Source organism: Chryseobacterium sp. 1B4, assembly GCF_036631475.1.
Taxonomy (GTDB): Bacteria; Bacteroidota; Bacteroidia; order Flavobacteriales; family Weeksellaceae; genus Chryseobacterium.
On sequence record NZ_JAPNUF010000002.1, the window covers coordinates 25,523 to 42,697 of the forward strand.

Genomic DNA, 17,175 nt, shown 5'->3' on the forward strand with positions numbered 1-17,175 from the left:
AACAAACCGTTCATTACTTATAACTCAGGTACTATTTTGTATCTTTGCGGAATCGTTTAATCTTTCAATCATTTAATTTTTTAATTAATAATTATATATGAAAACATACGCAGGAATTCCCGAGGAAAACGCAACGTTAGAGAATTCGAAAGTAATGTTGGTAACTGTTCCTTACGATGGAACTTCAACATGGGGTAAAGGAGCTGATAAAGGTCCGGAATTATTCTTAAACGCTTCTGAAAATATGGAGCTTTATGATATCGAAACACAGACAGAACCTTACCTTCAGGGAGTTTACTTAGCAGGAGAAGTGTCTGAAAATTCTTCTCCGGAAGCAATGACGGAAGCAGTTTATCAGAAAACCAAAGAGCTTTTGAATAATGAAGGTAAATTATTTACTCTTTTTGGTGGGGAACACTCTGTTTCTATCGGTTCTATTCGTGCGGTAGGAGAAAAATTTGAAAATTTAACGGTTCTGCAATTAGATGCCCACACAGATTTACGTCCTGAGTTTCACGGTTCTACTTCAAACCATGCTTGTGCGGTTTTTGAAGCTAACCAGAAACATAATCTAGTACAGGTGGGAATCCGTTCTATGGATGCTGAGGAAGCACAATACTTGCCGGAAGGAAGAGTATTCTTTGCTCACGAAATCGCGAACAATGAGAACTGGATCAATGATGTATTGGAGAAAGTATCAGGAAATGTTTATATCACGATTGATTTGGATGCTTTCGATCCTTCTATTGCTCCATCTACTGGGACTCCTGAGCCAGGTGGGTTACAATGGTATCCAACGCTTGAACTATTGAGAAAAGTATTTGAAAAATGTAACGTTGTAGCATTTGATATTGTAGAGTTAATGGATTCTCCAATGGCTAAGCCAACTGCTTTCTTATCTGCGAAGTTATATTACAAAATGCTTGCTTACTACGATATTTATAACAACAACTAATATTCCGCAAGAATCGGATTTTTTCTGCCGTATATTCTTTGGAAATTTGTGAGGTAAAATCATAATACAATGTCCACACAAAGTCAGATAGATTATAACAGAATTGCCAAAGCGATAGAGTATATCCGGAGCAATTTCAGGCTTCAGCCAAGTTTGGAGGAAGTGGCAGAGAATATTCACTTAAGTCCGGCCCATTTTCAGAAGATCTTTACAGATTGGGCAGGAACAAGTCCGAAAAAATTTTTACAGTTCATCAGCCTGGAACATGCTAAAAATTTATTGAAGGAAGAAAAAGCAAGTTTGTTTGATACCGCCTATGAGACAGGACTTTCAAGCACCAGCAGGCTTCATGACCTGTTTGTGAAGATAGAAGGAATGTCTCCGGCAGAATATAAAAACGGAGGAAAAAGCCTCAATATTCATTACAGTTTTTCCGAAAGTCCTTTTGGAAATATCTTAGTAGCTTCTACAGAAAAAGGAATCTGCTATATGGCTTTTGAAGACGATAAAGAAAAAGCATTCGGGGAACTGAAGCAAAAGTTCCCTAATGCTTCTTTTATTGAGCAGCAGGATGCCCTTCAGAAGAATGCCATGTCTATATTTGATAAAGACTGGACCCAACTCAATACCATAAAATTACACTTAAAAGGAACCGATTTTCAGCTGAAAGTCTGGGAAAGCTTATTGACGATTCCTATGGGTAAACTTTCTACGTATGGCAGCCTGGCTGAAAAAATAGGAAATCCTAAGGCATCCAGAGCTGTGGGAACAGCCATTGGAAGTAACCCGGTTGCATTCCTGATACCTTGTCACCGTGTAATTCAGTCTACCGGACACCTCGGCGGTTACCGATGGGGAAGTGAAAGAAAACAACTTATTGTAGGCTGGGAAGGTTCACAGATGTACTCGTAATATATTTTTACCACAAAAGACACAAAAGGATTTTTGAGAGATGGATAATAAGATTAAAAATTATCTGTCATAAAGTTCACAACAAGAAAATCAAAGATATTCGAAGGCTTTAGTATACTTTTAAGTATGAATCTTGTTAGTTAAATAGCAATGTATTATAACTTTTGTGATTTTTTCGGTTGAATAATATTGAGCCTTAAGTTTTGGCTAAAGCCAATGGATTAACTCTTTTTTATTAAACGGACTTTAGTCCGTTTCTATTGATACAAAAATTACGGTGTGATTTGTGAAAATATTGGTGGTATTTGTGTTTAATTATTAAGATCATAAATACATTTTACATTGTACCTTTACAAAATAAAGCATTTAAATTAAAAAAACGATGATGAGTCTCTTTGAAGAAATATCAGATTATCCCCTCAACATACTTCCGCATGATGGAACCGTTCATTATTATGGGAAGGTTTTCTCAAAAGAAAAATCCGATTTTTATTATGATTATCTGCTCAATCAGATTCCATGGGAGAATGATGAAGCCGTAATCTTTGGGAAACTGATTTTAACCAAAAGAAAAGTAGCCTGGTTTGGAGAAAAAGCTTTTGAATATACCTATTCGAAAAGAACAAAATATGCCAGATTCTGGACTCCCGAATTACTGGAACTGAAGAAAAATGTGAGGAAGTTTCAGGTGAAACTTACAATTCTTGTTTGCTTAATTTATACCATGACGGAAGTGAAGGAATGGCCTACCACAGCGATGGTGAAACAGATCTGAAGAAACATGGGGCAATTGCTTCTCTGACCTTTGGAGCAGAAAGGAAATTTTTATTTAAACATAAAACAACCAAAGAAAAAGTTGAAATATTTCTGGAAAACGGCAGTCTGCTGATTATGAAAGGAACAACCCAGGATCATTGGCTTCACAGGCTTCCACCCACTACAAAAGTGAAAACCCCCAGAGTAAACCTGACCTTCAGAACCATTGAAGAGTAGTTGTTAAGAGAAATTTTATCCATAACATCTGTAACTCCGTAGAGTCTCAAATGGCGCTCATCTAATGGCAAACCGATTATGCAGATTTTAGAGGATCACGCTTATCATTCCATCAGTAGAAGCGGGCTTTAGCCCGCCTGAATAAAAATAATAATTCATCCGGCTTTAGCCAAAGCCTAAAAATAAACTTCAGGCCCTCAAAACAAAAAGCTGTTCGTCTGAACAGCTTTTCAATTTATTTTAAAACATCAGCTTCAATGGAGCTGTCATCATATACTTTGATGAATGCTTTGGTGTAATCTTCTTTGTTGGCAAAATTCGGATTATCCATAAACTTTTGCGGGTTAATGGCGAAAAGCGGAAACCAAGTACTGCTGATCTGAATCTGGATTTTATGTCCTTTTTTGAAGGTATGAACCACGTCCTGAAGCCTGAAGTTAACAGCCGTTTTCTGGCCGGGAACCAGCGCCTCTCCCTTTTCTTTCGTATTTCTGAATCTTGCAGGCATAATTTCACTTCTTACCATCTGGTGATAGTTTCCATAGATAACGCCTTCTTTCTTTTCTGCAGGCTTGAAATCTTCAGGATAAACATCAATCAGTTTTACTGCAAAATCAGCATCTGTAGATGTGGAAGCAATATTCAGTTTAGCCATGATCTCTCCGGCAAAAGTGATATCCTCAGTAAGTACATCTGTTGTGAACGTTAATACATCAGGTCTTCCGACAGCAAACCTCTGGTCTTCTGACATATAATTCCTTGGAGTGAAACCATTGAAATCTTTTAAGTGATCAGAGCTTAAAACAGGATTGTTCGGGTCACTGTAATATTCGGAATATCCTTGCCCTGATGATTTTTTTAAGGTTTTATCCGCCAGATAGAAATTCACTTTCTGAGCATTTTTAGGAGGGTAAGAAGCAAATTCTTTCCATTCTTTAGCTCCGGTGTCATACATCAGCGCTTCAGGAAGTCCTGCATCCTCTTTGGTATTGCCTTTCAGGTAGTGGTTGAAGAATTTAGTTTCAATATTTTTCTGATAATATGTTGCAATGCTGTCGCCAAAATAGGTTTCACTATGGAAATGTTTTCCCTGTTCCTGAGACCAGCCGCCATGAGAGAATGGTCCCATTACGATGGTGTTTTTAGCTTTAGGGCTTGTTTTTTCGATGGTTTTATAAATGTTCAGCGGCCCGGAAAGATCTTCTGCGTCAAACCATCCTCCAACAGTCATTACAGCATGATTGATGTTTTTTAAGTGGGGAAGAAGCCCTCTTTTCTGCCAGAATTCATCATAGTTGGGATGATTCATAATTTCTGTCATGAAGAAGTTATTCTTATAATACTTTTCATACCCGTCTTTCAGGGTACCCATATCTCTGTAAAATTTCAAACCATCCTCAGAAGTCTGCTTGATGAAAGAATCCATATACCAGGCCTGCTTTTCCGGTTGTGTTTTTTGAACACCAAAAACGGGAAATGTTCTGAAATAGCCCAGCATAAATCTTCCGTTGTGAAGGAAATCATCATTCCAGAAATCAGAAATTGGTGCCTGCGGAGAAGAGGCTACCAAAGCCGGGTGCTGTGACAACGTTCCTACAGCAGTATAAAATCCGGGATATGATGTTCCAAACTGGCCTACTTTACCATTGTTATCCTTCACATTTTTCAAAAGCCATTCGATGGTGTCATAAGTATCCGTACTTTCATCAACATCTTTTTTCGTTTTACGCTCTACCTGTGGTGTCATATTGGTAAAAGTGCCTTCACTCATATATCTTCCGCGTACATCCTGGTACACAAAAATATACTTGTCTTTCATAAGATACGTGTTGGGGCCTACCTTTGTTTTATATTCAGTTTCTCCGTAAGGGGCAATGCTGTAGCAGGTTCTCTGCATCAGGAACGGATATTTGTTCTTGTTCGATATATCTTTCGGGATATACACCGCAGTGAAAAGTTTCACTCCATCACGCATTGGAATATAAAATTCTTTCTTGGTGAAATTGTCTTTAACGAAAGTATCTTTCTGTTCCGTTTTCTGAGCTTTTCCAAGAATCAAAAAAGAATACATAATACTGAAATATGGATTTTCATAAAAAAATTTGCTGCTAATTTAAAAATAAAAACAGGTTTATTTGTAAATCTTGTTTAAAAGGTTGTTGTAAAAAAACACCCCCTCAATAATTCTTTGAATTTTCGCCACTCCTCCAAAGGAGGGGAATTTTGCGTCTCCGGTTATCACGGCATTCAGTATTGGAATTCAACATTCATAAAAATAGCCGGGAAAGATCCGGCCATTATCAAAAATTATATAAAAGGGTGGTGTTGCTTATTGCGTCTTTTTTCCTGCAAACTTATTCAGTTTCATGCTGACGGAGAACATGATGTACCGTTTCAGGATAAGATCTTCACGGTCTTCGAAATAAGAATCGGTGATGGTTCTTCTCACACTTTGATTTTGGTTCAAGACATCATAAATCTTCACTTTTGCCGTAAACTGTTTTTTATAGAATGAATATCCAAGGCTGGTATTCCAGAAGTAAAAATCCTTTTAAAGCCCGGAGCAATATTGGAATTGGTATTGTATTCAAAATCGTTTCCAAATACCAGTCTCCCTTGCAGCATATAATTGGTCAGCTCCAGTTTTAAGGCTTGATTGGCTGTATTTACATTCGTTACATTGTAATTGGTATAATTTGAAAAACTGTATCCAAGTCTGTAAGAAGGTTTGATGGTCATTTTATCCTTGATTTCATAAGTAAGATTAAGCCCCGGATTAAGACTGTATGAGTTGCTGGTAAAGGCCTGTCCGTCAATAAAACCATTATTGTAAGCATACACCATGCTGAATCTCGGGTTGATGGTAAGTTTGTTGTTTTTCCACTTCAGGGTTTTACTGAATCCTCCGCCTGCGTTGATATTTTTATTTCCGCTTACGTTGCTGTAGGTAATCACCTGCTTTCCTGCGTTATCATAGGTGGAAAAATTGATGATGTCGTTATTTCTGTACGTAAAACCGATATTGAAATAGTAACTGAGGTCTTTTACTTTATTATAATTATTGAAATACAGATAAAGATTGTTGATCCACGTATTTTTCAGATCAGGGTTTCCCTGATAGGTAATCAATGGATTTGATTCATCTTTATAGGGAGTAAGCTGTTCTGCAGTAGGAATATTGAAGTTGGAGTAGTTGTAAACACTCAGAACTTTTCCTTCTCCCAGCTGATAGTAAAGATTGACATTATATTGGGGCAGTACAAAATTTTTCTGTAAATCATATTGCTGTCCGTTATAGACAGAGTTTACTTTCATGTCTGAGATGTCAAGATTCATGGAAGCCCAGAAATTCAGTTTCTTTTTATTAAGCTGGTACGTGAACTCAGGAGAAATCTGATTGATTCTTTGCTTCATATTGTTGGATAAAAGCTGATTGAATTTAGTGTAATCCCCGGTTGCATTATCAAAATCATTTACATTCCTCAAATCTCTGGCAGATCTGGTTTCATATTTTATTTCAAAACTTACACTTGAAGAATCGGAAACAGGCTCTGTATATCCGGCAGTGAAATTAAAACTGCTGTTCTGATTTTTATTCCTGGCTAACTGGTCCCTGTTGTCTGCAGTTGTTCCGCCGGACTGATAGAACGTGTTTTGGGACTGGTTCAGGTTATCTCTTTTGATTCAGAGATGGAACTGTTTATATTCGCTGAAATCGAGCGGCCTTTTTTTCTGAATTTTCTTGAAAAATACAGATAAGGATTAAATGAATTACTTTCCGAATCATTACTTGAATACGCATTGCTTTCATTCAGAAGCTTGCCGTTATTCAAAGTAGAGGAGCGTGAATTATTAAAATTAAAGCTGCTGTTTTTTGTAAATCTTGGAGAAAGGTAGATACTGGTCATAGAATCCAGTTTGATTTTAGCTGAAGTATCAAAACTGTATTGCTTGGATTCATTTTCTCCGTTACTTTCAGAATTGGTCTGAAGCGTATAAGTAGGTAAAAGGGTAGACCTTGAAACTTTGGATCTTGTTTCCATATTGGAATCGGAATGCATCAGACTGAAAGAATCCAGATCGGCATCTTTTCCCAGTTTGTCACTGTAGTTTAACCCAATGGTTGTAGACCTTTGAATTCCTTTTGTACCGCCTCCCTGGGTGAAATAAGTCATATTTCCTACCGTTGAAAAAGATCCTCCCTGCATCATCCAGGCATTCCGGCCATTTCCCATACTGTCAAAAACCTCATCCCTGGAAAACCCCTGGGAATTGATATTATTGGAAGAAGCCAGTAAACTTATTTTAGTGTCACCTTTAAAGTAACTGGCCAGTCCGCTTGCTTCATACCGCTTATCTGATCCATAACCGACGGTAAGCCTTGTCAGTAAACCTTTATTTTTCTTTTCATCAATATTAAAGTTGATGGTGGTATTCTGAGATTTGGCTGTTTTTCCGCTTAATTCTTCCTCCTTCGTTTTGGTGGTGGTAAACTGAATATTTTTGATGATATCCGCAGGTAAGTTCTGAAGGGCAATTTTACCGTCTTTATCAAAGAAAGGTTTACCATTAATCATGATCTGGTCCACATCTTTTCCGTTTACCGTAATTTTTCCCTCATTGCTGATTTCCACACCAGGAATCTGCTTCAGAAGCTCCTCTATTTTACTGTCCGGGCGTACTTTGATCGCTGCTGCATTAAATTCAATCGTGTCTTTTTTAATTTTTACCGGGGAAACCGTAATTTTTACCTCATCGATAGCATTCACCAGACCTTGTTTCTCAAGCTGAATATCTCCCAGGGATAACGACTGATCTATTCTATCAAATTTTTTTGAATAGGAAGATAATTTGTCGGCGTCAATTTTAAGAACGGAGGGTTCTTTCACCTCATCAATTTTCAGAGAAAATTTTCCCTCTTTATTGGTTGCTGTATAATTGACGATAGATGAATCCTTTTGTTTTAAAAGATAAACGGTAGCGTTTTCTATCGCTTTCTTTTCAGAATCTGATATTTTTCCGTCAATGTGTAGTTTTTGGGCGTGCAGAATAATGACTGTGAACATCAAAGTCAATAGCAGCAGAGTTTTCTTCATTAGTTTTTTTTTCAGAGCCGTAAAAATATAAAAACATCCCAAAGCTGGGATGTTTCTAGGCTTTTTTGTGAAAATTTATTATTTTTTAATAAAAATTATGCTCTTAAATATCTTGAATAAGCATATCCTTCCTGGCCATCTGCATTTTTCACTTTCCACCAGTCATCAGAAGTCTGCTCAATAAGCGTTACAGAAGAACCTTTTGCAGCTTTACCTACAACGGCAGCTTCAGTAGAAGGCTCCTGTCTGATATTAAGGTTAGATTCTTCAGTAGCCACGGTTAAAGAAGCTCCAGCAAGACCTGCAACCTGCACATCAATATTGATATCTGAAGCAGAATAAGTAGAATCAATAGCTCCTAAAGCATTCCATACGGCATCTTTAGCTGCAGTATTGGAAGCATTTCCGGAAACATAAAGAATCCCGTCCTGCTCCTGAACCTGAAGATTGGAAATCCCTGCAGACTGTGCTGCTGAAACTACGCTTGAATATTTATCTTGTAATTCGCTCATCTTTAATTATTTTACGATTAGGTTGTTGTTATACTTTCCGATTTTCAAAGCATCTACAGATTCTTTGATTTTTCTTGCCTGTAAGCTGGAAACATTTCCTGTAAGCGTAAGCTGCCCGTTTACAACTTCTACTTTTACAGAAGGGAAATCTTTTACCGCATCCTGAACTTTTTTCTGAACAGCAGGATCTACAGCAGATGCCGTTTCAACCGGTGCTGCAGGTGCAGGAGCTGCTACTGTAGACATATCCATTACGTCTTTTACTCCGTTGATTGCTTTTAATTTTGCAATCATCGCGTCTTTAGACTGTTGATCTGCGAAAGTACCGCTTAAGTGTGCCACACCTTCTTTTACTTCAACAGAAGCATTGGGATTAGAAGTTACTATAGTTGTAGCCTGAGTCTGAAGGTCGGCATCAGAAACTTTCTTTTTACAAGAAATAGCACCGAAAGATACAGCTACAGCTAATGCAGCCATTGCAATAGTTTTTTTCATATTGTATATTTATTTAATGTTGTTATACACTCAAATGTAATAATAAAATTTGTACCAAAAGAATAAAAATTCAATAAATGTTTCTTAATTTTTTTACAAGATTTTCTAAACCAGGGTTTTAATTTTCATGGATTTAAAACCCAGTGAAGGAAATGTGAAAATTATCCATATTAAGAAAATCTTCTGCCAATTGAAAAACCATTATATTTGCGCAAATTGAACTATATATATGAAAGGACAGAATAAACTTTTTATAGCAATTATCATTGCCCTTCTTCTGGGAGTAGGAATCGGAGGTATTGTACATGTAAATTACCCGGATAGTGCCGAACCTTTTTCCAAAAATATAAAACTGCTGGGGACGGTTTTTATCAGATTGGTACAGATGATTATTGCGCCATTGGTTTTTACGACATTGGTAGTAGGGATTGCTAAAATGAGCGATATCAAAATGATCGGAAGAGTAGGAACAAAAGCGATGCTTTGGTTTATTTCCGCTTCTCTGATTTCCCTTTTTATCGGGTTGATGCTTGTTAACTGGCTGGAGCCGGGGCATGTGACAAAACTACCTATTCAGGATGTAGCTTCTGCTGATGAACTTCTTAAAAGCAGTAAAAGTTTTTCCATGGAAGATTTTGTAAAACATATGATTCCTAAAAGTTTATTTGAAGCCTTTGCAACCAATGAAGTATTGCAGATTGTTGTATTTGCGGTAATGTTCGGAGTTGCGCTGGCTAATTTAGGAGAAGAATATTCAAAACCTGTTGTAAAACTTTTGATATCATTGCTCATGCTATCCTTAAAATGGTAGGATATATCATGTGGTTTGCGCCGCTTGGAGTATTGGGGGCCATTGCAGCCGTAGTGGCAACCAACGGTTTTGAAATCTTTAAGGTATATGCTATTTATTTAAGAGATTTCTTCTTTGCGATAGCTGTTCTTTGGCTGGTCCTTTTACTGGTAGGATATCTTATCTTAGGAAACCGTCTTTTTGACCTTTTAAAAGAATTAAAGAGCCTTTGCTAATCGCTTTCTCTACTACAAGTTCAGAAGCCGTATTCCCGAAACTGGTGGAAGAACTTGAAAAATTCGGTTGTAACAGCAGGGTAGTATCATTTATTTTACCTTTAGGATACTCATTCAACCTGGACGGAAGTATGATGTATATGACATTTGCTTCCATCTTTATTGCTCAGATCTATGGAATCGAAATGACGCTTGGGCAGCAGATCACGATGCTTCTGGTATTGATGCTTACCTCAAAAGGAATTGCAGGGGTTCCGAGAGCTTCTCTGGTAATCATTGTGGCAACCTGTTCCATGTTCGGTATACCGCCGGAAGGTATTGCTTTAATCTTACCAATTGACCACTTTTGTGATATGGGTAGAAGTATGACCAACGTGTTAGGAAATACACTGGCAACTTCAGCGGTTTCAAAATGGGAAGGACAGTTAACCGAGCCGTTAGACAAAATTTAAAACAATTCATGAGTTTACATCACTTAGACAATCATAAAAGCCATATTCTTGAATATGGCTTTGCTGTTATCAATAATGTGTTTTCACAGCAGGAACTTGAAGAAATTGATTATGTTCTACAAAACATAGATACCTCAAAAGAAAATTTCAGAAAATCGGAAGACCTGTTCGCCATAAGACAGTTTTTAAAAGAAGTTCCGGAAATCAAGAACCTTATTTTTAATGAAAATATCAGGAACTTGATTAAGGAAATATTCGGGGAAAAGTATTTTGTGGTCAAAAGTATTTATTTTGATAAACCTGAAACTTCCAACTGGTATGTAGCCTATCATCAGGATCTGACGATTTCTGTAGATAAAAAGCTTGAGCTCCCTGGTTTTGGTCCATGGACAACCAAACAGAATCAGTTTGCTGTACAGCCTCCTGTGGATATTCTGGAAAATATCTATACCATCAGAATCCACCTGGATGATACTGATGAAAATAACGGAGCCCTGAAAGTAATTCCAAAATCTCATGCAAAAGGCATTTACAGGCCGGAAACCATCGACTGGACTATAGAAACAGAAGAGCTATGCAACGTAGAAAAAGGTGGAGTTATGATCATGAAACCTTTAACGCTTCACGGTTCCAACCGGACAACTAACGGAAGGAAAAGAAGAGTAATCCACATAGAATTTTCTGATATCGAACTTCCGGAAGTCCTGCAATGGTCTGAAAGAATGAATGGATAAAAAACGCCCTTCGAATTTTCGGAGGGCGTTTTTTTGGCTGGAAGATGGATGCTGGAAGAAGGAAGTTTCTGAAAGCCTAAGTACTAAGATCAGTTGATTGATTAAATTTTTGAAAATCAAATTCTCTAACAAACGGACTTCAGGAAGTAATTCGTCAAATAGAAACTTCCATCTCCCTTCTCCCATCTTCCTTACTTTATAGAAATCTCATCAATAAAGATATAAGCATCACCTCCCGCTCCCTGATGCCATTCCGGAAGTTTTCCGAAGTAATGGGCTTTTACTTTGATATACCGGGCTTCAGTAGGGAGAATTTTAGTTGAGAAATCTTTGATCTGAACTTTCTCATCTTTAGGATCAATATCATTATCAATGGTTTTCAGAAGAACAAAATCTTTTCCGTTCATAGAAGCATAATATTCTACTTTTTTAGGCATCAGAATCCATGCTCTGCTATCCTGAAGATAGGTAGAGGACAGGGTGGTGATCTGCTGGGGTGATTTAAAGTCAATGATAGCCTCAAAATTCTGTCCCTGATATCCGTGCCATTCACCTTTTCTCCAGTTGATATCCCCTCTGATTCCGTCAATAAGAGCAAGATTTCCGGTTGCACTGTATTGAGGAGTTACTTTTGACAGAATATTAATATCCCAATAATTGGGTCTTCTGTTGAAATGAGCGGTTGTCACAGAGCTTTTTTCACCGTTTCTTTCAGCATATGCCATTACCTGAGTTGTTTTGGTGATGGTAAACGGACCTTTGTAAGTACTGAAAGCCTTTCTTTTAGTACTGTCATTTTCATCCATTGTCATATAATATACCTTGTCGCCTGGGTCCAATGGAGTGATCTCAACTTTGGTAGAAAAGTCGAAGATTCTGTCAGCCGCAATTACCGGTGAAGCTGTCTGTTCAGTATATTTAAAATCTTTAACAGGTTTTACATTTTCAAACCCTAGTTTTTTAAGTTCAGCCCGGCCTGTCGTTTTTGTAATTGTTCTTGTAGTGCCGTCTTCAAGATGAATTTTAATTTCGTCAAAATAAGGCGTTGTAGTTTCCCATTCCGGTAACCCTGGAGTTACTGAATAAATTCCCATAGAACTTAAAATATACCAGGCACTCATCTGGCCGCAGTCTTCATTCCCGATAAGTCCGTCGGGTGTGTTTTTGTAAAAGTTATCAAGGATGTATTTTATTTTGGCATCTGTTTTTTCTGGCTTGTCTACGAAATTGTACAGATAAGCAATGTGGTGGCTCGGTTCATTTCCCTGGGCATATTGTCCCATTAACCCTGTAATGTCAACCTGCTCTCTGCCTGTGGTTTTATCAGGAGCGGTAAAGATGGCATCTATGAACTGCTCAAACTTTTCTTTCCCGCCGTGAGCTGCAATAAGCCCCGGAATGTCCTGCTGTACAGAATAGGAATAGTGCCATGAGTTTCCTTCCGTATAATTATTGTTGACTTCTCTCGGATCAAATGGCTCATACCAGTTTCCGTTTTTTCTTGGCTGCATAAAACCCGTCCTGGGATTGTAAAGATTTTTCCAGTTCTGAGAACGCTTCATGAAATACTGATACTCTTCTTTTTTGCCTAAAATTTTTGCCATCTGGGCAATACACCAGTCATCATAAGCATATTCTACGGTTTTGGAAACGCTTTCATGTTCATCATCTATGCTGATATAATTATTTTGTTTATAAGCATTCAATCCAAAAATATCCTGCATAGCAGAAGCTTTTGCTGCCTGAAATGCCTTCTCGTAATCAAACCCCTGAATTCCTTTAGCCATAGCATCTGCAATGACAGAAACAGAGTGGTAGCCAATCATACATTCCGTTTCATTGGAAGCCAGTTCCCATACCGGAAGTTTTCCTCCCTGTTCGTATTGTTTAATGAAAGTATTGATAAAATCAGCAGTTCTTTTTCTGTCGATTAAAGTCATTAGCGGATGAGCGCCTCTGAAGGTATCCCAAAGGGAAAATACCGTATAATAATCAAAACCGTTTGCCGTATAAAGTTTGTTATCCCTGCCTCTGTACTTTCCATCAACATCCATATTGATATTGGGCTGTGTGAAAACATGATAAAGAGCAGTGTAAAAAACGGCTAATTTGTTTTTATCATCAGACTTCACTTCAATCTTTGAAAGCTCTTTGTCCCAGTCAGATTGAGCCTGTTTTCTTACCGCGTCAAAATCTTTCGTCTGTCCTTCTGCCAGCATATTCTTTTCTGCTCCTTCGTAACCGGTGGGAGAAACAGAGACCTTTACGTTGATTTTTTCTCCTTTTTTAACATTGGCTGAAAATGCCAGGGCTAGCTTTGTTCCGGTAAAAAGATTGTTTTCCTGTTTTCCGCTGACTTCCTTTTTGAAATTTTCATCGGTTTTGAAAACTCAATTCTGGCATAGATATATTGGTTGGTTGCCCATGCCTCACTTCTTCTGAAAACTTCGATGGTTTTATCATCAATGATTTTTACCTCACCTTCCAACAGTTTATCCCTGTGGTTGAGGTCCAGGATAATATTGGCGTTTCCTGCGTTGTTGAAGGTGTATTCATGATAGCCGACTCTTTTGGTAGCGGTAAGACGGACATCAATATTATTCTTATCTAATTTGACAGCGTAGAATCCTGCCTTTGCTTTTTCATTTTTATGCGAAAACCTTGACGAATAATCCTTGTTGTTAAGACTGGGATTTCCCATCGTAGGCATCAGCATAATGTCTCCGTAATCCGAAACTCCCGTGCCGTTCAGGTGGGTATGAGAAAAACCGTAGATTACAGAATCCGAATAATGATATCCGCTGCATCCGTCCCAGCTGCCGTCAATCCTTGTATCAGGAGACAACTGTACCATTCCGAACGGAACAATAGCCCCGGGAAAAGTATGGCCATGGCCTCCGGTTCCAATAAACGGATTGACATGTTGAGAATAATTCTGTGCAGAAATAATCTGGGTAATACCTATAGAAAATGCAATAAGCGTTTTTTTCATGTTTTGATTTTATAAAAGCGAAGATATTGAAAACAGTAAATACAGAGCCAATAAATCATTTGAATTTAGGTCATAAAGCATTCTAATGCTTAAGTTGTTTCTTAAGACTCATGTCATTCTGAATGAAATGGACTGGGATGAAGAATCTCATCATAAGAAGAAAATTCCTGCTTCATCAAATGACAAAGCAAAATATTACACTTCTCCTTCAAAGAAATCATTCAGATATGCATCTTTATCCTTTTCTTCCCGTCCGGAACCCAGATATTTTTTCCAGGACTGGGATTCATGATAAACAATTCCCATTTCCCATACACAGTATGTTGGCAGATGGGTTTTGTTTCTGTTCCATACTTCAAATTTTCCGGAACCGTCATAATATACGCTTTCCCAAAGTTCGTTTTCGCTTCGCCAGGTACAAACAAGCAGGAGATAATTTTCTCCGCAACGGTGTAAAATAACAAATCCCAGATCATCAATGTTTTTAAAATTTTCTTCAGCATCGTCAATACATTTTTGGGCATTATCAATGTCCTGTTGGGAAACTTCTGCAGGATCATTAGCCAGGTCATACCATTTGAATTTTGTTTTTCCAACGGTGAAAATCCCTTTTGGCTGTGCATATTTGGAAGGATAAGACGGTATTTTCATATCAATTATTTACTGAGGGGTGGGGTGGCATCAGGACATAAAACACAAATAAAAAATTTTTAACGATCTGATTTATCACCTGATATTATAGATTTTATTGATTCTAAATTACCGAAAAAATGCGTAAATTTGTAAACAATTTATATTTATATGTTGACGAAAGAAAAGGTTCAGGAATTCCTTAAAGAAATAGAAGTAGACGATTTGGTGAATAATCTTCAGATTATGGGTGATGATGTTTATATTGACATGACTGCTCATTCACCTGCAATGCACGAAAGAAAAAGCTGGAAGCTGCCATGAAACAGGCCTTTGCCAGTGAGTTTGGAGAAAACGTTCATTTAAAACTTAAAATCGTTTCTCCGGAGCCTAGTGAAATTCAGCAAAGTCAGATCAAAGGAAAACAAATTCGGGATTCAAAATATTATCGCTATTGCTTCCGGTAAAGGAGGGGTAGGAAAATCTACAGTTTCTGCAAATATGGCAGTAACGTTAGCTAAAATGGGCTTTAAAGTAGGATTACTGGATGCCGATATCTATGGTCCTTCGGTGCCTACCATGTTTGATACAGAAGGCGAGAAACCCATTTCTGTAGAAGTTAATGGTAAGAACCTGATGAAACCTATCGAGAATTATGGGGTAAAAATGCTTTCAATAGGATATTTTTCAGGAGCTAATCAGGCAGTAGTGTGGAGAGGGCCAATGGCTTCAAAAGCATTAAACCAGATGATCAGAGATGCCGCATGGGGAGAACTGGATTTCCTATTAATTGATCTTCCTCCGGGAACAGGGGATATTCACTTATCCATTATTCAGGAAGTACCGGTAACAGGAGCGGTGATTGTAAGTACGCCCCAGCATGTTGCACTGGCAGATGTAAGAAAAGGTATTGCTATGTTCCAGATGGAAAGTATTAACATTCCGGTGCTTGGTTTGATAGAAAATATGGCGTATTTTACACCGGAAGAACTTCCTGACAATAAATATTATATCTTTGGAAACCAGGGAGCACAATATTTGGCCGAAGATCTTGGAATTCCTGTTTTGGGAGAAATTCCGTTGATCCAGAGCATCAGAGAAGCAGGAGATGTTGGAAGACCGGCAGCACTTCAGGAGGGATCTAAAATTGAAGAGATCTATACAGAAACTGCCAGAAAGATGGTTGAAAGCTTAGTGGAAAGAAATAAAAACCTTCCGCCTACTGAAGCGGTGAAGATTTCCACAATGGCGGGCTGCTCGCCAAAAGCAAAATAATAATAATTTCAATAAAATTTGAAAAAAACCGAATTGAACTGAAAAATATGGAAACAAACATAACGCACGAAGATACAGTAACAAGAGTAATGGAAGCTCTGGAAAGCATCAGGCCGTTTTTGAATAAAGACGGAGGTGATATTGAGCTTATTGATGTGAAAGATAATCAGGTGTTTGTGAAGCTTTTAGGTAACTGTTCCGGGTGTTCATTGAATTTTTCAACCTTAAAGCTGGGTGTGGAGAATACAATTAAACAACATGCCCCGGAAATAGAAAAGGTAATCAACGTAGAGTAAAATTATATCTGAGATATTTTAAAAAGACAGGCTTTTTAAGGCCTGTCTTTTTATTTGGATTAATACAATAAGTTTGACCCGCTAAGCTTAGCCAGACCTGCCAGGTTTCTGATGATAAAATCAGTTCAGGAAAACTTTGATATTATCTTTCACTTGAATACTCTTATTGTTTGACAACCTTATTTCCTACTCCTGTACTGGAAATATCCGGTCTTCCTGATTTTGTCCCTGATGTTTTGTAGTATACTGTGTTATCGGCACCTTCTAGGGTTACTTTATCCACCTTATCAATATATACTTGGTTACCTGTCCCTGAAACAGCAATCTTTTTTGCACTTCCTTTAATTGTTACGGTATTGCCGCCTCCCTGTACTTCGGCATTTCCTCCGTTAAGTGTATAGCTCAGCTTGTGGCCTACACCTTCTACCTGTACAATCTTATCATGGTCTGTTTTTTCTACTCCTTTTGCAGATTCTGTTTTTCTGGATTGTGAGAAAGCTGTACCTGTTCCTAATAACAGGAAAGCAAGAATCCCTGCAGTTTTAATATTTTTCATTGTGAATTTGGTTTTGTTGGGTTAAATATAGATATAAAAAGCTTCCTTCAGGCATTTCGAAAGTTAAATCATCTTCAATAAGAGTCTTCATACAGTATATTGCAGATTACAATAACAAAAAAGCTCCGGAAATCCGGAGCCTTAGATAGAATGATATATTATGATTGATATTACTTTACAATGACTCTTTTGGTTTGTCCTTCAGAAGTTTTTACAAGATAAACACCTGTGGACAGATTGGAAGTACTTAT

15 protein-coding genes and 3 pseudogenes are annotated in these 17,175 nt (G+C 37.7%); 7 read left to right on the forward strand and 11 right to left on the reverse strand.

The genetic code is table 11. From position 1 onward, the window contains the following. Positions 1–97 precede the first annotated feature (97 nt). The 3 genes and pseudogenes from speB (at position 98) to OWR28_RS00980 (ending at position 2,860) form a co-directional block, all read left to right on the forward strand. The gene (speB, locus tag OWR28_RS00970; protein ID WP_002977181.1) at positions 98–955 is read left to right on the forward strand and encodes an agmatinase; all 858 of its coding nucleotides are present in this window, start codon (positions 98–100) and stop codon (positions 953–955) included. A 69-nt stretch (positions 956–1,024) separates the two neighbouring features. Further along, positions 1,025–1,867 (forward strand): bifunctional helix-turn-helix domain-containing protein/methylated-DNA--[protein]-cysteine S-methyltransferase, encoded by an 843-nt coding sequence (locus OWR28_RS00975; RefSeq protein WP_332385101.1) that lies wholly within the window; start codon positions 1,025–1,027, stop codon positions 1,865–1,867. Between the two features lie 385 nt (positions 1,868–2,252). Beyond that, a pseudogene (locus OWR28_RS00980) lies at positions 2,253–2,860 on the forward strand (alpha-ketoglutarate-dependent dioxygenase AlkB family protein). A 235-nt stretch (positions 2,861–3,095) separates the two neighbouring features. On the opposite strand, the gene OWR28_RS00985 reads toward OWR28_RS00980, so the two are convergent. The 6 genes from OWR28_RS00985 to OWR28_RS01010 form a co-directional block, all read right to left on the reverse strand. Continuing rightward, complete coding sequence (locus tag OWR28_RS00985; protein WP_332385102.1) at positions 3,096–4,931, reverse strand: CocE/NonD family hydrolase; 1,836 nt, start codon at positions 4,929–4,931, stop codon at positions 3,096–3,098. Between the two features lie 258 nt (positions 4,932–5,189). After that, entirely contained in the window at positions 5,190–5,345 is a 156-nt protein-coding gene (locus OWR28_RS00990) for a hypothetical protein (RefSeq protein WP_332385103.1), read from the reverse strand. After that, positions 5,342–6,544 carry an outer membrane beta-barrel protein gene (locus OWR28_RS00995; RefSeq protein WP_332385223.1) on the reverse strand — a complete coding sequence of 401 codons (1,203 nt, stop codon included), beginning with the start codon at positions 6,542–6,544 and terminating at the stop codon, positions 5,342–5,344. The genes OWR28_RS00990 and OWR28_RS00995 overlap by 4 nt, the downstream gene beginning before the upstream one ends. Continuing rightward, the gene (locus tag OWR28_RS01000; RefSeq protein WP_332385104.1) at positions 6,526–7,956 is read right to left on the reverse strand and encodes a hypothetical protein; all 1,431 of its coding nucleotides are present in this window, start codon (positions 7,954–7,956) and stop codon (positions 6,526–6,528) included. Before OWR28_RS01000 ends, OWR28_RS00995 begins: the two co-directional genes overlap by 19 nt. Positions 7,957–8,051: 95 nt before the next feature. After that, entirely contained in the window at positions 8,052–8,468 is a 417-nt protein-coding gene (locus tag OWR28_RS01005; protein WP_332385105.1) for an SH3 domain-containing protein, read from the reverse strand. A 6-nt stretch (positions 8,469–8,474) separates the two neighbouring features. Further along, positions 8,475–8,963 (reverse strand): BON domain-containing protein, encoded by a 489-nt coding sequence (locus tag OWR28_RS01010; RefSeq protein ID WP_332385106.1) that lies wholly within the window; start codon positions 8,961–8,963, stop codon positions 8,475–8,477. Between the two features lie 229 nt (positions 8,964–9,192). On the opposite strand from OWR28_RS01010, the pseudogene OWR28_RS01015 reads away from it, so the two are divergent. Both OWR28_RS01015 and OWR28_RS01020 read left to right on the forward strand, forming a co-directional pair. Beyond that, a pseudogene (locus OWR28_RS01015) lies at positions 9,193–10,441 on the forward strand (dicarboxylate/amino acid:cation symporter). A gap of 8 nt (positions 10,442–10,449) precedes the next feature. Beyond that, positions 10,450–11,175: a phytanoyl-CoA dioxygenase family protein gene (locus OWR28_RS01020; RefSeq protein WP_332385107.1), complete on the forward strand. Its 726-nt coding sequence runs from the start codon at positions 10,450–10,452 to the stop codon at positions 11,173–11,175. Between the two features lie 191 nt (positions 11,176–11,366). Here the strand turns inward: OWR28_RS01020 and OWR28_RS01025 are convergent, their stop codons facing one another. The 3 genes from OWR28_RS01025 to OWR28_RS01035 form a co-directional block, all read right to left on the reverse strand. Continuing rightward, the gene (locus tag OWR28_RS01025) at positions 11,367–13,484 is read right to left on the reverse strand and encodes a GH92 family glycosyl hydrolase (RefSeq protein WP_332385224.1); all 2,118 of its coding nucleotides are present in this window, start codon (positions 13,482–13,484) and stop codon (positions 11,367–11,369) included. Between the two features lie 2 nt (positions 13,485–13,486). Continuing rightward, the gene (locus OWR28_RS01030; protein ID WP_332385108.1) at positions 13,487–14,167 is read right to left on the reverse strand and encodes a hypothetical protein; all 681 of its coding nucleotides are present in this window, start codon (positions 14,165–14,167) and stop codon (positions 13,487–13,489) included. 195 nt (positions 14,168–14,362) lie between these two features. Beyond that, a complete protein-coding gene (locus OWR28_RS01035) occupies positions 14,363–14,818 on the reverse strand; it encodes a hypothetical protein (protein WP_332385109.1) in 456 nt (151 codons plus the stop codon). Between the two features lie 150 nt (positions 14,819–14,968). Here OWR28_RS01035 and OWR28_RS01040 point away from each other — a divergent pair. Both OWR28_RS01040 and OWR28_RS01045 read left to right on the forward strand, forming a co-directional pair. After that, positions 14,969–16,072: pseudogene (locus tag OWR28_RS01040) on the forward strand (Mrp/NBP35 family ATP-binding protein). A gap of 47 nt (positions 16,073–16,119) precedes the next feature. Beyond that, positions 16,120–16,368: a NifU family protein gene (locus OWR28_RS01045; protein WP_002977212.1), complete on the forward strand. Its 249-nt coding sequence runs from the start codon at positions 16,120–16,122 to the stop codon at positions 16,366–16,368. Between the two features lie 163 nt (positions 16,369–16,531). On the opposite strand, the gene OWR28_RS01050 is transcribed toward OWR28_RS01045, so the two are convergent. Next, positions 16,532–16,924 (reverse strand): DUF3060 domain-containing protein, encoded by a 393-nt coding sequence (locus tag OWR28_RS01050; RefSeq protein ID WP_332385110.1) that lies wholly within the window; start codon positions 16,922–16,924, stop codon positions 16,532–16,534. Between the two features lie 170 nt (positions 16,925–17,094). Further along, positions 17,095–17,175, reverse strand: a complete 81-nt coding sequence (locus tag OWR28_RS01055) for a hypothetical protein (RefSeq protein ID WP_332385225.1) — start codon at positions 17,173–17,175, stop codon at positions 17,095–17,097.